This is a genomic window from Curtobacterium sp. VKM Ac-2884 (assembly GCF_015350945.1).
Classification (GTDB): Bacteria; Actinomycetota; Actinomycetes; order Actinomycetales; family Microbacteriaceae; genus Curtobacterium.
This window is the reverse complement of record NZ_JADKSA010000008.1, coordinates 35,785-49,862: the sequence shown is the minus strand read 5'-3', so window position 1 is coordinate 49,862 and position 14,078 is coordinate 35,785. Positions and strand designations below refer to the sequence as shown.

Below are 14,078 nucleotides of genomic sequence, written 5' to 3'. Positions count from 1 at the left end.
GTGGGGTGACCTACCAGGCGGATTCCATGTCCCCTGCGCGCGCTCCGGTTATGGTTTCCCGGTGAGCAACGAACCCGAGCAGACGACGGAACCCGCGCGCCGCGGTGCCGTGACGCCGCGCCACGGGCGCCAGAAGCGACGAGCGGGCGTGGTGTTCCCGGCGATCGCGGGCGTGCTCACGATGGCGGTCCTGCTGAGTGGCGGGTACGCGGCCTACGCCTACAACCAGCTGTCCGGCGGCGTCACGATCGTCAACGCGATCACCGGCAAGAAGGACACGAAGAACGACGTCGACGGCAAGGCGCAGAACATCCTGCTGGTCGGCGACGACCACCGGCCGGACAACGCCACCCCCGAGCAGCTCGCCGAACTGAGCACCGAGTCGGACGGCGGGGCGACGAACACCGACACGATGATCGTCCTGCACATCAACGCCGACGGCTCACAGGCGACGATGATCTCGTTCCCCCGCGACTCGTACGTCGACATCCCGGACGTCGGCAAGGGCAAGCTCAACAGTGCCTTCTACTACGGCACGCTCAACGGTGGCGGCGACACCGGTGGCGCGAAGATGCTCATCAAGACCATCGAGAACCTGAGTGGCCTGCAGATCGACCACTACGTCCGGGTCTCGCTGCTCGGTTTCTACCAGGTGGTCAAGGAGCTCGGCCCGGTCGAGGTCTGCCTGAACCAGGCGACCAACGACCCGTACTCCGGCGTCGACCTGCCGGCCGGCAAGTCCACGCTCGACGCCAAGCAGGCCCTGTCGTTCGTCCGCCAGCGCCACGGTCTGCCGAACGGCGACCTGGACCGCAACGTCCGACAGCAGTACTTCCTGTCGCAGGAGGCCCGGAAGGTCACGTCCGCGGGCACGCTGCTCAACCCGGTCAAGATGGGCAACATCCTGAAGGCGGTCGGGGGTTCGATCCAGACGGACACGAACCTGCTCGACCTCGCCTCGCAGATGAGCAACCTGCGGCCGGCCAACATCCAGTCCGCCACGATCCCCACCCTCGGCACGCCGACCATCTACGTGAACGGTTCCGCGCTGTCGATCGTCGAGATCGACACCGTCGGGCTGCCCGCCTTCGTGCAGGGACTGGTCGGCGAACCGGACACCTACACGAAGGCCGCGGCCGCGCAGCCCGCGAACACCTCGGTCACCGTGCTGAACGGCAGCGGTGTCACGGGGGCCGCCGCCGCAGCGGGTCAGGTCCTGACGAGCCGCGGGTTCCAGGTCGCACCGCCCGGTTCCTCGGACCCCACCACGGCCACGCAGGTGCAGTACCCCGCCGGCCAGGAGGCCCAGGCGAAGGCGGTCGCGGCGGCCGTGCCCGGTGCCGTCGCGGTCCGGACCGGTGCCGTGACCGGCGTCACGCTGGTGCTCGGTACCGACGGCAAGGCCCCGAAGGCCGCCAGCGTGCCGAGCGCGCCCGCCTCGACGCCTGCCGACACCGGCTCGGGGTCGAAGCCGAGCAAGCAGGCGACGAAGGAGCCGGCGCCGAAGTCGACCGACGTGCACAACTACGGCACCGAGGGCACCTGCATCAACTGAGGCCGCGGCCGCACCGGATCGCTAGGTTCGAGGGGTGAGCAGCGCAGCGCGTCCGATCGTCCTGATGACCTACAACATCAAGAACCCGGATCCGGAGCACGACTGGCCGGCCCGACTCCCCGTGCTCCTCGACGTCATCCGTCGGCACGACCCGGACCTGGTGTGCGTGCAGGAGGCCTTCGCGCACCAGCTCGACGACCTGCGCGCCGGGCTGCCGGGCCACGCGGACGTCGGACAGGGCCGTGAGGGTGGCGCCGCGGGGGAGCACCCGGCGGTGTTCTACCGTCGCGACCGGTTCCGACCGACGGACGAGGGCTCGTTCTGGCTGTCGGACACCCCGGACGAGCCGGTCTCGAACACGTGGGGCAGCCTGTTCCCGCGCATCGCGAACCACGCCGTGTTCCTGGACACCGACGGACCTGCGGTGACGGTGCTCACCACGCACCTGGACCACGAACCCGGCGAGCACGGCGACGAGGTGCGCGGCAAGAGTGCGGCGCTCATCGTCGAACGGCTCGCGCGGGAGACCGGTCCGGTCATCGTCGCCGGGGACTGCAACGAGCCGGCCGGTGCCGGAACCGCGTCACGGGTCTTCGCCGACGCCGGGTTCGACGACACCTGGGTGCTCGCGGGTGACCCGGGTGACCGGACCGCGACGTTCAACGACTGGCTGCCGCCGGTGGACACCGGGGAGCGCATCGACTGGGTGCTGACCCGCGGGGTCACCGGTACCGACCGGGTCGTCATCGACCACGACGGGCCGGAGACGTGGTTCGCGAGTGATCACTTCCCGGTGGTCGCGACGATCCGCGTGTGAGTCAGCAGCTCCGCTGCGCGTGCACGGGCATCGGGGAGCCGAGCACCGTGACCGTGGTCTCGTTCGTCAGGGCCGAGACGCCGTTGGTGCCGGCCGGGTCGTCCGTGCGCTCGTCGTCCGAGGTGGGGTCGACCCAGCCCTCGCGCAGCAGCAACTGCCACGCGCGGGAGTCGTCCGAACCGTAGGACACCCGTTCGGAGCGCGGGGCGTCCGCGATCTCGTCGGCGATGTCGTCACCGACCTGCACGCCGCCGGGGCCGGTCAGCTCGATCCGTGCACCGAGCCGGCTGCGGACCTCGTCGCGCAGCACCCGGATCTCGACGGCGTTGCCCGCCCGCGCATCGGTGGCCAGGGCCGCGACGCGGATGGCGCCACCCCACGTGTAGGTGGTACCGGCCGGGAAGCACGCGCCGCCGTCGCCCTCGGCCGTCTGGGTGCGCGACGGGGTGCCGAGCAGGCGGTCGAGCAGGCTCACGGTCAACCGGGAGTCGCGCATCGAGGACTCGATGACGGTCTTCCCGCCGTTGCGGAGCACCAGGGACTCGGCGTCGAGCTCGATCGAGTCGACCCGCCGGAGCTTCGCGTTCGACACGTGCACCGGAGCGGCGTCGTGCGACGTCTCCGCCGCCACGGCGGTGTCCGCTCCGAGCCCGGTGGTGCCGTCGAGCGCCAGCGCACCGGCCGAGAAGGCGAGCACGGCAGCGCCGAGCGCCAGCAGGGTCCGAGGGGTCACCGTTCGACGGTACGACCCCGAGCCGTCCAGAACGACAGGTGTTACCGAATCGGGTCCTGGCCGTCACCGGACCGTGACAAACGAGGAAGACGCAACTGCAGCCCTGGACCGGTGCGGCCGGCGGACGCTGGCCGCTCCGCGCGCCGGGGGACAGCCTCCTGGACGGCCCGTGGTGCGCCCCTGCGTACCGTCGGCGGCATGACGGACCAGCAGAACGACCAGGCAGGGCTCGACCAGTACGCCATGCAGGACCCGACGAAGATGTACGCCGACAAGAAGCCCGACGAGCAGTACCTCGAGGGCGCCGGCACCGACGCCGAGATGGCGGAGAACGTCCCCGCCGACCACGGTGAGGACACCTACCGCGGCTCCGGCCGTCTGACGGGCCGCAAGGCCCTCGTCACCGGTGGCGACTCCGGCATCGGCGCAGCGGTCGCCATCGCCTACGCACGCGAGGGCGCCGACGTCGCGATCTCGTACCTGCCCGAGGAGCAGGAGGACGCCGATCGCATCGTCGCGCTCATCGAGGCAGCCGGACGCAAGGCCGTCGCGCTGCCCGGCGACATCACCTCACTCGCGGTCTGCGAGCAGATCGTCGCCGACACCGTCGCACAGCTCGGCGGGATCGACATCCTGGTGAACAACGCGGGCAAGCAGCAGAACGTCTCCTCGATCGAGGACATCTCGGACGAGGAGTTCGACGAGACGTTCAAGACGAACGCCTACGCGACGTTCCGGATCACGAAGGCCGCCGTTCCGCACCTGCAGCCGGGCTCCACGATCATCAACACGACGTCGATCCAGGCCTACGCGCCGTCGCCGCACCTGGTGCACTACGCGGCCACGAAGGCCACCGTGAACAACCTGGCGAAGGGCCTGGCCGCGCAGCTCGCACCGAAGGGCATCCGCGTCAACGCCGTCGCACCGGGGCCGATCTGGACGCCGCTGCAGCCGGCCGGCGGGCAGCCGCCCGAGGCGCTGCCGTCCGCGGGCGAGCAGACCTACCTGGGCCGCTGGGGGCAGCCGGCCGAACTGGCGCCGGCGTACGTGTTCCTGGCGAGCGGTGAGTCGTCCTACGTGGTCGGCGAGACGCTCCACGTCGACGGTGGGATGCCGACGCCGTAGCGCGTCGCCGACGGGCTGACGGGAGGCGCGGTGCCGGTGGGTACCGCGCCTCCCGTCGTCCGGGTGGTCCCGTCTGTGGCCGTGGTGACGTCAGCAGGTGACGGCGCGCGCCATCCGCTCGAGGAGTTCCCGCGCCGACAGTGCTGCCGCGAGTTCGACCTCGACCGGGTTGATGCCGATCGCGTGCTCGAACGCGCGGCGACGTGCCTGGTCGACGATCGGCACCTCGGGGCGCTGCGGCAGCACCGCGATGGCCCGGGCGGCGGCGTCGAACGCCCCCGCGGGTCGGCCGAGTTGCTCCCACATCGCGCGGACGTCGTGCGCGACCTGATCCGGGTCGCCGCCGAACTCGAAGCCGGCCGAGGCCATCGTCGCGAGTCCCTGTGCGGTGGGGTCGTTCGGGGTCATGCCCGGCATCGTCACACGGATCCGTGCGAACGCGCTGGGCGTGGTGTCGGTGTCCGTGTCCCCCCATGTGCTGACACCCGTACCGGGGATTCTGTTGTCCCCCGTTCTGCGTTTGGATGGACGTGCCCCGGGTCGGGGCGACCTCGGACAGGACGTCCGTGGAACGACGGAGGGCACGATGCTCGAGAACACCAGCGCCGACACGCAGGCCGCAGCGGCCGCGGCGGCGACCCTGCACCTCCGGATCACGATCGTGGGAGCCACCGTCGACCTGCTCCGTGACGTTCCCTTCCACGAAGCACGCGCCGTGCACGTCGCCGAGCGGATGGGCATCCCCGTCGAGGAGCTCCAGCAGCACTTCCCGTCCTGGGACGGCCTGGTGCTCGCAGCCGTCGACCGCTGGAACGGCGGTCGGATGGACGAGGTCACCCGCGAGGTCGGCGATGGTTCGACCGTCGAGCTCCTGCGCGCGATCGTCGCGTCGAACGCCGAGGACCCCGCGCTCATGCGTCTGCTCGTCGCCCTGCTGTCCGTCGCGGGCAACCCCGAGCACCCGATGGCGACGTACCTGCGGTCGCGCTACCAGCTCTTCTACGCACAGGTGAAGCGTGGCCTCGAGCACGACATCGCCGTCGGCCGCGCCCCGCACACCATGGAGCCCCGTCGCGGCGCCGAACAGCTCATCGCACTGTACGAGGGCCTGCAGCTCCAGGCCCTACTCCGCTCGGACCTCGACCTGGTTCCGGCGTTCGACCGTGCGGTGGCCCGACTCGAGCGCGGCTGGATGGAGCGCTACGAGCCGCAGGCCGCCCGCCGGCACGCGACGTGGAGCGACGGCGACGACGGCAGCTGGGACATCTGAGCCCGGACCGGCAGCGCCCGTCCGGAGCGCCGCACCGTCAGCGCCCGCCCGGCGCAGACCGTGACCCGCGCGGCACCGAGCCGTCGCCTGGGTCGTACCCGGTGTCGCGGATGACCCGGAGCGCGGTGGTGTCGTTGTGGACCGAGTGCACGACGACCCGACGGGTCCGCCGGAGTGCCCGGCGCGCGCCCGGTGTCGCGAACAGGCCGCCGAGCACGAGCCCGGCACCGATCCCGAGCGCCACGGAGACCGCGGCCACGAAGTCGAGGGCCGCGCTCGACGAGCCCGACATGAAGTTCAGCAGTGCGTTCGACACGGCGACACCGGGCAACAGCGCTCCGCAGAACGCCGGCACCGCGATCGCCGCGACCGCGGTCCGCATCCGCGCGGCTGCGTAGGTGGACAGCACGCCGAGCAGGACCGCGGCCAGGAACGTCGCGCCGAGCAGCGGCAGGCCGAGCTGCCGCAGTCCCCACAGCGAGGCACCCGCGGCCACCGAGAACACCACGGCGACGGGGATCACCCGTGCGCTGGCCTGCTGCACGAAGCAGTTCGCCCCGGCCGACACCACCGTGAGCGAGAGTGACGCCCACAACGGCAGCGCCTGGGTGACGATGCCCGACGGGTCGACCTCGAGGTGCAGCCACTTCGTCATCGCGATCCCCGCGGGCACCCCCACGACGATCGCGGCGATGACCAGGCCGATGTAGAACGCCCGAGCGACCGCCATCGCACGGAAGCCGGAGATCGCGTCCTGGGCCCAGGTCACGAGCGAGACGTGCGGCAGGAGCAGCACCACCAGGGCGGCGACCATCGTGGCGGCGCCCGCCGGGTGCAGGACGCCCGCACCGATGGCCAGGGTGCCGATCACCGACGCGACCGCTCCCTGCGCCCCGGACACGAAGAACTGCGGGTAGCCACGACCGGTCAGCCAGCGCCCGGACAGGATGATCCCGAACATCAGCACGAAGGCGCCGATGCCCGCTCGCCACCCACCACCGGCCTGCATCGCGATCGAGGTCCCCAGGATCGAGAGCCCGACGTCGGCGAGCCACGTGGGCCAGCGCGGCGGCATCCGCAGCACCGCCACGAGGGCGCTGACGCCCGAGGTCATGTCCCGTTGGTCGTGGATCAGGTCGTCCACGATCTGGTTCGCGCGCGCGAGCCGGTCGAGGTCGGAGCCGTCGGAACTCACGGTCCGGACCTTCACGAGCGGCGGGATGTCGGCCGGCGCGTACTGGATCGTCACCGAGCTGCCGGAGAAGTCGAGGTCGAGCGGGGCCAGGTTCCACTTCGTCGACACCGCGACGACGGCGGTCTCGACGCTGCGGGTGTCGGCACCGGACGCGAGCATCACCTCGGCCAGGTCGAGGCAGAAGTCGACGATCTGGGCCGCGGTGTACTGGTCGCGCCCCTTGGCGTCGGGTTCGACGTGCTCGTAGATCGTGCCGCGCAGTCGGGCACGGGCGTCGCGCAGATCGTGCTGCGCCAGGCTGCGGCGTCGGGGGCGGGGCGGCCGGTGTGGGCGCCCCGGTTTCGGTTCGCCGGGGAAGTGCTGCTCGGCCATCCGACCATGGTGCCAGTCGCGATCTGGACGCGACCAGAGCGGACGGGAGGCCCGGTGCCAGCTGGCACCGGGCCTCCCGTCAGGTGGTCGGTCGCGTCTCGGACGCGACCCGACTACTGCTCGAACGTCGCGTCGAGCGTGATGTCGACGCCGGTGAGTGCCTTGCTGACCGGGCAGGTCGCCTTGGCGTCCTCGGCGGCCTTCAGGAAGGTCGCCTCGTCGATGCCGGTGACCTCGCCGTGCACGGTCAGGGCGATGCCGGTGAGCTTGAAGCCGCCGGCGGAGTCCGGGCCGAGCGAGACGTCGGCCTTGACGTCGAGGGCCTCGACCGTGCCGCCGGCCTCGCCGAGGACGGCGGAGAACTGCATGGCGTAGCAGGCCGAGTGTGCGGCGGCGATGAGCTCCTCGGGGCTGGTGCTGCCACCGGCCTCGTCAGCGGCGCGCTTCGGGAACGAGACGTCGTAGGTGCCGACCTTCGAGCTGGAGAGTTCGACCTGGCCGGAACCGTCGTTGAGGCCGCCGTTCCAGGCGGTGCGTGCGGTGCGCGTGGGCATGGCCGCTCCTTTCGTGTGGGGGATCGGACCCGAGTGGGACCGTCGCAGCCGAGTCAAGCGGAGAACGCGCGTTCTCGCAAGCGGCTCACGGCGAAGACGCAGGTCTGCCCTACGATCGGGCGCATGGGGGACAATGCAGCCACGACGTTCCGTGACCGTGTGCTCGAGCAGGGGCCGGTCGACGTCACGAACCCGGTGATCGCCTGGGTGCGGTTCTGGACGCAGGGGTGGCGGTTCCACGGGCGGGCGAGTCGGTCGGAGTTCTGGTGGGTCGTCGCGCTCGAGCTCGCGGTCGTCGGAGCCGCGCTCTGGATCGTCGGCGTGCACGGAACCGGCGGGCGGTGGGAGCTGTACGTCGATCCGCTCGGGGCCGTCCCCTCGCCGCTGGTGTCCTTCCACCTGCTCGACCGCGGGCAGGGGGCGTGGTTCGGCTGGGGGTCCGGTCCACGGGATGTCTGGCCGGACGCGTGGGACCTGGCGCTGCTCGTCCCGACGATCGTCACGATCGTGCCGCGGTGGTCGCTGCTCGTCCGGCGACTGCACGACCGGGACCACACCGGGCTGTGGATCTTGCTCCTCGTGTTCACCGGGCCGATCGGGTGGCTCGTGGTGATGGGCATGGTCACCTTCCGGGCTCGTCCGGAGGGTGCTCGGTTCGACCGGGGCCTGTTCGCCGGGCGGCGGGTGCCCGACGGAGACAGGCAACAAGTGTTGCCCACAACAACAGGTGTAGCGTGATCGTGTTCAAAGGAGACCCACCATGCGCGCCGTCGTGTTCGAGCAGTACCAGACCTTCCCGTCCCTGACGGAGGTCCCGAAGCCCATCCCGGGTCCGGGGGAGGTGCTCCTCAAGGTCGCCGGCGCCGGTGCGTGCCACTCGGACGTCGCGGTGTACCGCGAGTTCGCCGCCGGGGCTCCGGGGTCGCAGCAGCCCCCGTTCGTCCTCGGGCACGAGAACTCCGGCTGGGTCGAGTCCGTCGGTGACGGCGTGACCGGGTTCACCGAGGGCGACGCCTACCTGGTCTACGGGCCGGTCGGCTGCGGGCACTGCTCGTACTGCTCGAAGGGGCAGGACACCTACTGCGAGAACGCCGCGACCAACCCGTACATGGGCATCGGTCTCGGGCGCGACGGCGGCATGGCCGAGTACGTCAGCGTCCCCGCTCGCAACCTCGTGCCGCTCGGTGACGCCGACCCGATCGCCGCCGCACCGCTCAGCGACGCCGCGCTCACGCCGTACCACGCGATCAAGAACGCGCTGCCGAACCTGGCAGGCGGCGGCAAGTACGCGCTGGTCGTCGGCCTGGGCGGCCTCGGGCAGATCGCCGTGCAGATCCTCACCGCGCTCACCGGCGCCACGGTCATCGCGACCGACGTGAAGCAGGACGCCATGGACCGCGCTGCCGCCCGTGGCGCGATCACGGTGCCCGGCGGGCCGGACCAGGCCGCTGCGATCCGCGAGGTCACCGGCGGCCGCGGGGTCGACGCCGCGTTCGACTTCGTCGGGGCGACGCCCACCATCAAGGTCGCGCAGGCGTCCATGGCCGTGGGCGGCCGGTTCACCGTCGTCGGGATCGCCGGTGGCACCACCGAGTGGAACTTCTTCCGGACGCCGTACGAGTCGACCATCACGAACACCTACTGGGGCACCATCGAGGACCTGCACGAGGTCGTCGCCATGTACCGCGCCGGGCAGATCGTCCCCGACGTGGAGCGCTACGCGCTGTCGGACGCGCTCGAGGCCTACCGGAAGCTCGAGGCCGGCGAGCTGTCGGGTCGCGCGGTGGTCGTCCCGACGCTCTGACCTCGCGGTGTCCCTGGTCGAATCGGGCGTACCTGGTCGGAAGTTCTGACCAGGTACGCCCGATTCCGCTTTCCAGCGCGAGTGTCCTGGGAAAGAACGACCCCGGGTCAGCGGCCTGCGGCGTAGCCCTGGGCACCGCGTGGGTTCGCGGCGGCGCCGAGCACGCCCGTCGCCGGGTCCCGCGTCACGCACGTCAGCCGTCCGAGCGACCAGTCGCCGGCGCGGGTGACGACGTGACCACGGGCCCCGAGTTCCGCGATGACGTCGTCGCCGAGCCGGTCCTCGACCACGAGGCCCGCCGGCTCCCACGTGCGCGGCCAGAACGACCCCGGGAACGACGTCGTGTGCAGCGCCGGGGCATCGATCGCCTGCTGCGGAGTGTACCCACCGACGATCCACCGCAGCAGGAACAGCAGCTGCCACTGGTCCTGCTGGTCACCGCCGGGTGAGCCGACCGCGGCCACGGGGACGCCGTCACGCAGCACCAGGGTCGGCGTCAGGGTCGTGCGGGGGCGCTCGCCGGGACGCAGGGTCGACGCCGTGCCCGGTTCGAGCCAGGTCATCTGCAGCCGGGTACCCAGGCAGAACCCGAGCTCCGGGATCGTCGGCGACGACTGCAGCCAGCCGCCGGACGGTGTCGCGCTCACGATGTTGCCCCAGCGGTCCACGACGTCGATGTGGCAGGTGTCGCCCCGGGTCTCGCCGTCGGGGGCCACGAACGGCTCGCCGCGGTCCTCGACGGGAGCGACCGGCGCGACGGGGGCGACCGGCGCGACCGGCGCGCGCTCGGTGTCCCGCGCGACCTGCACGGTCGGCTCGCCGAGACCGGCGCCCTCGCCGGCGGAGTACGACGTCCGGGCTGGCGGCATCGCCCGCTGGACGCCCGCGATCGTGCCCGGTCGCAGCTCGGCCGAGGCCCGCTCGCCGATCAGCGCGCGCCGCTCGTCGGTGTACGCATCGGACAGCAGCACGTCGAGGGGGACGTCGCCGTCGCCGTAGAACGCCTCGCGGTCGGCCATGGCGAGCTTCTGCGCCTCGACGATGGTGTGCGCGCCGACCGACGTCGACGGGTCGAGCAGTGCGTCGTCAAGCGGTTCGAGCAACCGCAGGGTCTGCAGGAGCGCCGGACCCTGGCCCCACGGCCCGGTCTTCGCGATCGTGCAGCCGCGGAACTCCGCCGTCGCCGCGGGCTCGTACGACGCCCGGAACGCCGCCAGGTCCGACGCCCGGACGACCCCGGCGTGGTCGGTCCCCGACGCGTGTCGGTGGGGCTCCCGCACGAAGCGGTCGATCGCCTCGGCGACGAAGCCCTCGGCCCACTCGCTCCGTGCGGCGTCGATGCGGGCGGTCCGGCTGCCGGAGCCGTCACCGGCGTCGAGGAGCCGGTCGAGCACTGCGGCCAGCGCCTCGTTGCGCACCAGGTCCCCGGGGACCGGCACCGTGCCTCCCGGCAGCCACTGCGTGGCGGACGTGGGCCAGTGGTCACGGAACAGGCCCTGCACGGCGGTGATCGTCCGGACCACCCCGGCTGCGACCGGGTGGCCGTCACGGGCGTAGCCGATCGCCGGCGCGAGGACGTCTGCGAGCTCCCACGTGCCGTGGTCGCGGAGCAGCAGCAGCCACGCGTCGACGGCACCCGGGACGGTGGCGGCGAGCGCGCCGGAACCGGGGACGAGGTCGAGGCCCTCGGCGCGGTAGTGCTCGGGCGTCGCACCGGCCGGTGCCGGACCCTGGCCGACGAGTACGACCGGGGTCGGATCCGACGCTGTCGCGAACACCGCCGTCAGGTCGCCGCCCGGGCCGTTCAGGTGCGGCTCGACCACGTGCAGGACGAACGCGCCCGCGACGGCTGCGTCGAAGGCGTTGCCGCCGCGTTCGAGCACCGACTGCGCGGTGGCGGTCGCGATCCAGTGCGTCGCGGCCGCCATGCCGAACGTGCCCTGCAGGTCCGGGCGCGAGGTCTGCGTGGCGGGCGGGACGAAGGCGGGGTTCGGCGTCGGCATGCTCCCATCCTGTCCCCGGGCTCGCTGCTCAGCCCAGGGCCACGACGATCCCCGCTGCGACGAGCAGTGCGACGTACCCCCAGGCGTGCACGACCTCGGGCAGGTGCGGCGGGCGACGTCGGAGCAGCACGATGACCGGCATCGCGCCGACCAGCAGGGCCGCGGCTGCCCGGACGTCGACGGCCCCGACGAGTCCCGCGGCCTGCGGGACGGCCGCCGGCAGCAGCATGGTCAACGCGGCTGCGGGCAGCGTGATCGCCAGCGTGAGGGGGTTCGCCAGCGTGGTCGCCGCGGTCATGGTGGCACCGGACCGGCGCAGCATCGGGACCGTCATCACGCTGCCGCCGACGCCGAGGAACGCCGCGACCGCACCGATCGGGAGGCCCGTGGCAGTCGGCACGCCGGTGTGGGTCGGTCCCTGGTCGCGTCCACCGCCGCGGGTCGCGACTGCGCGATCCGTCGCCGAGCTGCGCAGGAAGCCCGGGCGCAGGAGCAGGTCGGCGACCGTGACCCCGAGGTAGACGACGAAGCCCCAGCGCAGGAGCGCGTCCGGTGCCTCTCGTGCGGCGAGCACCCCGACCGCGCCGCCGACCCCGAGCAGGACGAACAGCAACGAACGGCCCCGGAGCGGTGCGAGTGCGCCGCGCCGGGCCGAGACGGTGGCCACGGCGGCGTTCACGAGCATCACGAGGGCCGAGGTCGCCGTCGCCACCCGGACGGCGTCGCCACCGAGGGCTGCGTCGGCGACGGTGATGATCGGCACGGTGACGAACCCACCGCCGAACCCGAACAGGACGGTGGTGACCCCGACCAGGGCCCCGATGACCACGAGCACGATGAACGACATGCCCTCCATCCCAGCGGGGATCGCCACGGCGGACGATCGGGTGTGCGGCAGGTTCCTTCGAGACCTAGCCTCGTCGTGTGCGCAACGTCCCGGTCTCCGAGTTCGACCACCAGCCGTTCGACGTCCTGCCGATCGGCACCGACTACCCGCCGGACCACCTGCTCGCCCGGCACGAGCACCGACGGGCGCAGCTGCTGTACGGCGCGAGCGGCGTGATGCTCGTCGAGACCGATGCCGGCTCCTGGACCGTGCCGACCGACCGGGCCGTGCTCATCCCGCCCGGGGTACCCCACGAGGTCCGGATGCTCGACGTCAGCACCTGGAGCCTGTACATCGAGCCGGACGCCGTGCCCTGGTGGCCGACCCGGTGCACCGTCGTCGAGGTCGGGCCCCTGCTGCGCGAGGTGCTGCGTGCCGCCAACGCGCTCGACGTGCCGTACGACGACGACGCCCGGGACGGCACCCTCGTCCGGCTCGCCCTGCACGAGCTGCAGCGCGTCGCACCGATCCCGCTGAGCGTCTCGCTGCCGCCACGGGGTGTCCTGCGCGACCTGTGTCGGGCGTACCTGGCCGAGCCCGACGTCCACGTGACGAACGCCGACTGGGCGCGCGCGGCGGCCGTCTCGGAACGCACCCTCGACCGCCACTTCCGTGCGGCCACGGGGGTGGGTCCCGCGAGCTGGCGGGTGCGTGCACGACTGTTGTCGAGCCTCCCGGCCCTGCGACGCGGCACCGTGACGGAGGTGGCGGGCCGGCTCGGCTACGCGACCCCCGCGGCGTTCACCGCCGCCTTCTCGAAGGCGTTCGGGGCCCCGCCGTCCCGGTTCCGGTGAGGTCTTGCGCTCTTCCGGGAGCGCGCGCATACTGAACGCAACGGTTAATTAACCGTCTGGTTCACCGAGGAGGCGACGATGGAACCCGACCACACCGACGTCGTCCTCTCAGCGCTCGCCGACCCGATCCGACGGCGCATCGTCGAGCGGCTCGGCAAGGGCGAAGCGACCGTCTCCGAGCTGTCCGAGCCCTTCGACGTCAGCGCCCCGGCGATCTCGCGGCACCTCGGCGTGCTCGAACGCGCCGGCCTCATCACGCGCGAGCGGCACGGCACGTGGCGCACGTGCCGCCTCCGGCCCGAGGCCGTCGACGAGCTCGGCACCTGGCTGGGCCGGTTGCGTCCCGACTGGGACCGCCGGTTCGACCGCCTGGAGGCCCTGCTCGCCGCCCAGCGCACGCCCGCCCCGGTGGGTAGCCCGTCCACCGCCCCACCCGCCGGTTCCGCCAGTCCCGCCTTCACCGTCGATCCGCAGGAGCAGTCATGACCGAACAGTTCACCGCCCACGCCACCCACCGCTTCGCCCACCCCGTCGCCGACGTGTACCGGGCGTTCGTCGACCCAGCGCTGCTCGCGCTCTGGTTCGGCCCCCTCGGCTTCCACGTCCCCGTCGCCACCGTCGAGGTCGACGCGCGGGTCGGTGGCGCCTGGAACCTCACGATGGTCAGCAACGACAACGCCGAGTGGTCGTCGCCCGTCACCTCGACCCTCGAGCAGATCGAGGAGAACCGGATCATCGTCGGGACCTCGACAGCGCACGGCATCCCCGGGGTCGAGGACGGCACCGCCCTGTCCCTGACGCTCGAGTTCGCCGAGGACGGCGACGGCACGATCGTCACCCTGACCCAGGGACCCTTCCCCGAGTTCATGCGCGACATGAACATCGCCGGCTGGACGCAGTCGTTCCACAAGCTCGAAGCGCTGCTGGCGACACCGAAGGAGTTCTTGCAGCAGCCGTAGCCGCACCCCCC

At 72.1% G+C, this 14,078-nt stretch carries 15 protein-coding genes; 9 read left to right on the top strand and 6 right to left on the bottom strand.

Annotated elements, in window-relative coordinates; genetic code table 11:
• Nucleotides 1–61 precede the first annotated feature (61 nt).
• Both ITJ60_RS18070 and ITJ60_RS18065 read left to right on the top strand, forming a co-directional pair.
• Nucleotides 62–1,555: an LCP family protein gene (locus ITJ60_RS18070; protein ID WP_159570680.1), complete on the top strand. Its 1,494-nt coding sequence runs from the start codon at nucleotides 62–64 to the stop codon at nucleotides 1,553–1,555.
• A 34-nt stretch (nucleotides 1,556–1,589) separates the two neighbouring features.
• Nucleotides 1,590–2,372 carry an endonuclease/exonuclease/phosphatase family protein gene (locus ITJ60_RS18065; RefSeq protein WP_194648942.1) on the top strand — a complete coding sequence of 261 codons (783 nt, stop codon included), beginning with the start codon at nucleotides 1,590–1,592 and terminating at the stop codon, nucleotides 2,370–2,372.
• A 1-nt stretch (nucleotide 2,373) separates the two neighbouring features.
• On the opposite strand, the gene ITJ60_RS18060 is transcribed toward ITJ60_RS18065, so the two are convergent.
• Entirely contained in the window at nucleotides 2,374–3,105 is a 732-nt protein-coding gene (locus tag ITJ60_RS18060; RefSeq protein WP_159570685.1) for a hypothetical protein, read from the bottom strand.
• Between the two features lie 198 nt (nucleotides 3,106–3,303).
• On the opposite strand from ITJ60_RS18060, the gene ITJ60_RS18055 reads away from it, so the two are divergent.
• Nucleotides 3,304–4,230: an SDR family oxidoreductase gene (locus ITJ60_RS18055; RefSeq protein WP_123294855.1), complete on the top strand. Its 927-nt coding sequence runs from the start codon at nucleotides 3,304–3,306 to the stop codon at nucleotides 4,228–4,230.
• Between the two features lie 90 nt (nucleotides 4,231–4,320).
• On the opposite strand, the gene ITJ60_RS18050 is transcribed toward ITJ60_RS18055, so the two are convergent.
• Nucleotides 4,321–4,638, bottom strand: a complete 318-nt coding sequence (locus tag ITJ60_RS18050) for a hypothetical protein (protein WP_194648941.1) — start codon at nucleotides 4,636–4,638, stop codon at nucleotides 4,321–4,323.
• A gap of 178 nt (nucleotides 4,639–4,816) precedes the next feature.
• Here ITJ60_RS18050 and ITJ60_RS18045 point away from each other — a divergent pair, with 178 nt between their 5' ends.
• Nucleotides 4,817–5,500 carry a TetR/AcrR family transcriptional regulator gene (locus ITJ60_RS18045; protein ID WP_159570694.1) on the top strand — a complete coding sequence of 228 codons (684 nt, stop codon included), beginning with the start codon at nucleotides 4,817–4,819 and terminating at the stop codon, nucleotides 5,498–5,500.
• A 37-nt stretch (nucleotides 5,501–5,537) separates the two neighbouring features.
• On the opposite strand, the gene ITJ60_RS18040 is transcribed toward ITJ60_RS18045, so the two are convergent.
• The gene (locus ITJ60_RS18040) at nucleotides 5,538–7,067 is read right to left on the bottom strand and encodes a threonine/serine ThrE exporter family protein (RefSeq protein WP_194648940.1); all 1,530 of its coding nucleotides are present in this window, start codon (nucleotides 7,065–7,067) and stop codon (nucleotides 5,538–5,540) included.
• 113 nt (nucleotides 7,068–7,180) lie between these two features.
• A complete protein-coding gene (locus tag ITJ60_RS18035; protein ID WP_111085865.1) occupies nucleotides 7,181–7,621 on the bottom strand; it encodes an OsmC family protein in 441 nt (146 codons plus the stop codon).
• Between the two features lie 123 nt (nucleotides 7,622–7,744).
• On the opposite strand from ITJ60_RS18035, the gene ITJ60_RS18030 reads away from it, so the two are divergent.
• Nucleotides 7,745–8,359: a DUF805 domain-containing protein gene (locus ITJ60_RS18030; protein WP_194648939.1), complete on the top strand. Its 615-nt coding sequence runs from the start codon at nucleotides 7,745–7,747 to the stop codon at nucleotides 8,357–8,359.
• A gap of 22 nt (nucleotides 8,360–8,381) precedes the next feature.
• Complete coding sequence (locus ITJ60_RS18025) at nucleotides 8,382–9,425, top strand: NAD(P)-dependent alcohol dehydrogenase (protein ID WP_194648938.1); 1,044 nt, start codon at nucleotides 8,382–8,384, stop codon at nucleotides 9,423–9,425.
• A gap of 107 nt (nucleotides 9,426–9,532) precedes the next feature.
• On the opposite strand, the gene ITJ60_RS18020 is transcribed toward ITJ60_RS18025, so the two are convergent.
• Together ITJ60_RS18020 and ITJ60_RS18015 are read right to left on the bottom strand one after the other, a co-directional pair.
• Nucleotides 9,533–11,428: a gamma-glutamyltransferase gene (locus ITJ60_RS18020; RefSeq protein WP_194648937.1), complete on the bottom strand. Its 1,896-nt coding sequence runs from the start codon at nucleotides 11,426–11,428 to the stop codon at nucleotides 9,533–9,535.
• Nucleotides 11,429–11,456: 28 nt separating this feature from the next.
• The gene (locus tag ITJ60_RS18015) at nucleotides 11,457–12,275 is read right to left on the bottom strand and encodes a TSUP family transporter (RefSeq protein ID WP_194648936.1); all 819 of its coding nucleotides are present in this window, start codon (nucleotides 12,273–12,275) and stop codon (nucleotides 11,457–11,459) included.
• Nucleotides 12,276–12,352: 77 nt separating this feature from the next.
• Between ITJ60_RS18015 and ITJ60_RS18010 the strand changes: the two genes are divergently transcribed.
• The 3 genes from ITJ60_RS18010 to ITJ60_RS18000 all read left to right on the top strand — a co-directional run bounded on the left by ITJ60_RS18010 (nucleotide 12,353) and on the right by ITJ60_RS18000 (nucleotide 14,067).
• Nucleotides 12,353–13,108 carry an AraC family transcriptional regulator gene (locus ITJ60_RS18010; RefSeq protein ID WP_194648935.1) on the top strand — a complete coding sequence of 252 codons (756 nt, stop codon included), beginning with the start codon at nucleotides 12,353–12,355 and terminating at the stop codon, nucleotides 13,106–13,108.
• Between the two features lie 78 nt (nucleotides 13,109–13,186).
• Nucleotides 13,187–13,594 carry an ArsR/SmtB family transcription factor gene (locus ITJ60_RS18005; RefSeq protein ID WP_194648934.1) on the top strand — a complete coding sequence of 136 codons (408 nt, stop codon included), beginning with the start codon at nucleotides 13,187–13,189 and terminating at the stop codon, nucleotides 13,592–13,594.
• Nucleotides 13,591–14,067, top strand: coding sequence for an SRPBCC family protein (locus tag ITJ60_RS18000; protein WP_131844827.1), 477 nt, complete (start codon nucleotides 13,591–13,593; stop codon nucleotides 14,065–14,067). The genes ITJ60_RS18005 and ITJ60_RS18000 overlap by 4 nt, the downstream gene beginning before the upstream one ends.
• Nucleotides 14,068–14,078 lie beyond the last annotated feature (11 nt).

What these genes read in the sequence shown, in the direction of transcription:
- ITJ60_RS18040 (WP_194648940.1), bottom strand. Translation starts at nt 7,067, where the DNA reads ATGGCCGAGCAGCACTTCCCCGGCGAACCGAAACCGGGGCGCCCACAC.
- ITJ60_RS18015 (WP_194648936.1), bottom strand. Translation starts at nt 12,275, where the DNA reads ATGTCGTTCATCGTGCTCGTGGTCATCGGGGCCCTGGTCGGGGTCACC.
- ITJ60_RS18035 (WP_111085865.1), bottom strand. Translation starts at nt 7,621, where the DNA reads ATGCCCACGCGCACCGCACGCACCGCCTGGAACGGCGGCCTCAACGAC.
- ITJ60_RS18025 (WP_194648938.1), top strand. Translation starts at nt 8,382, where the DNA reads ATGCGCGCCGTCGTGTTCGAGCAGTACCAGACCTTCCCGTCCCTGACG.
- ITJ60_RS18055 (WP_123294855.1), top strand. Translation starts at nt 3,304, where the DNA reads ATGACGGACCAGCAGAACGACCAGGCAGGGCTCGACCAGTACGCCATG.
- ITJ60_RS18030 (WP_194648939.1), top strand. Translation starts at nt 7,745, where the DNA reads ATGGGGGACAATGCAGCCACGACGTTCCGTGACCGTGTGCTCGAGCAG.
- ITJ60_RS18050 (WP_194648941.1), bottom strand. Translation starts at nt 4,638, where the DNA reads ATGACCCCGAACGACCCCACCGCACAGGGACTCGCGACGATGGCCTCG.
- ITJ60_RS18045 (WP_159570694.1), top strand. Translation starts at nt 4,817, where the DNA reads ATGCTCGAGAACACCAGCGCCGACACGCAGGCCGCAGCGGCCGCGGCG.
- ITJ60_RS18005 (WP_194648934.1), top strand. Translation starts at nt 13,187, where the DNA reads ATGGAACCCGACCACACCGACGTCGTCCTCTCAGCGCTCGCCGACCCG.
- ITJ60_RS18020 (WP_194648937.1), bottom strand. Translation starts at nt 11,428, where the DNA reads ATGCCGACGCCGAACCCCGCCTTCGTCCCGCCCGCCACGCAGACCTCG.
- ITJ60_RS18000 (WP_131844827.1), top strand. Translation starts at nt 13,591, where the DNA reads ATGACCGAACAGTTCACCGCCCACGCCACCCACCGCTTCGCCCACCCC.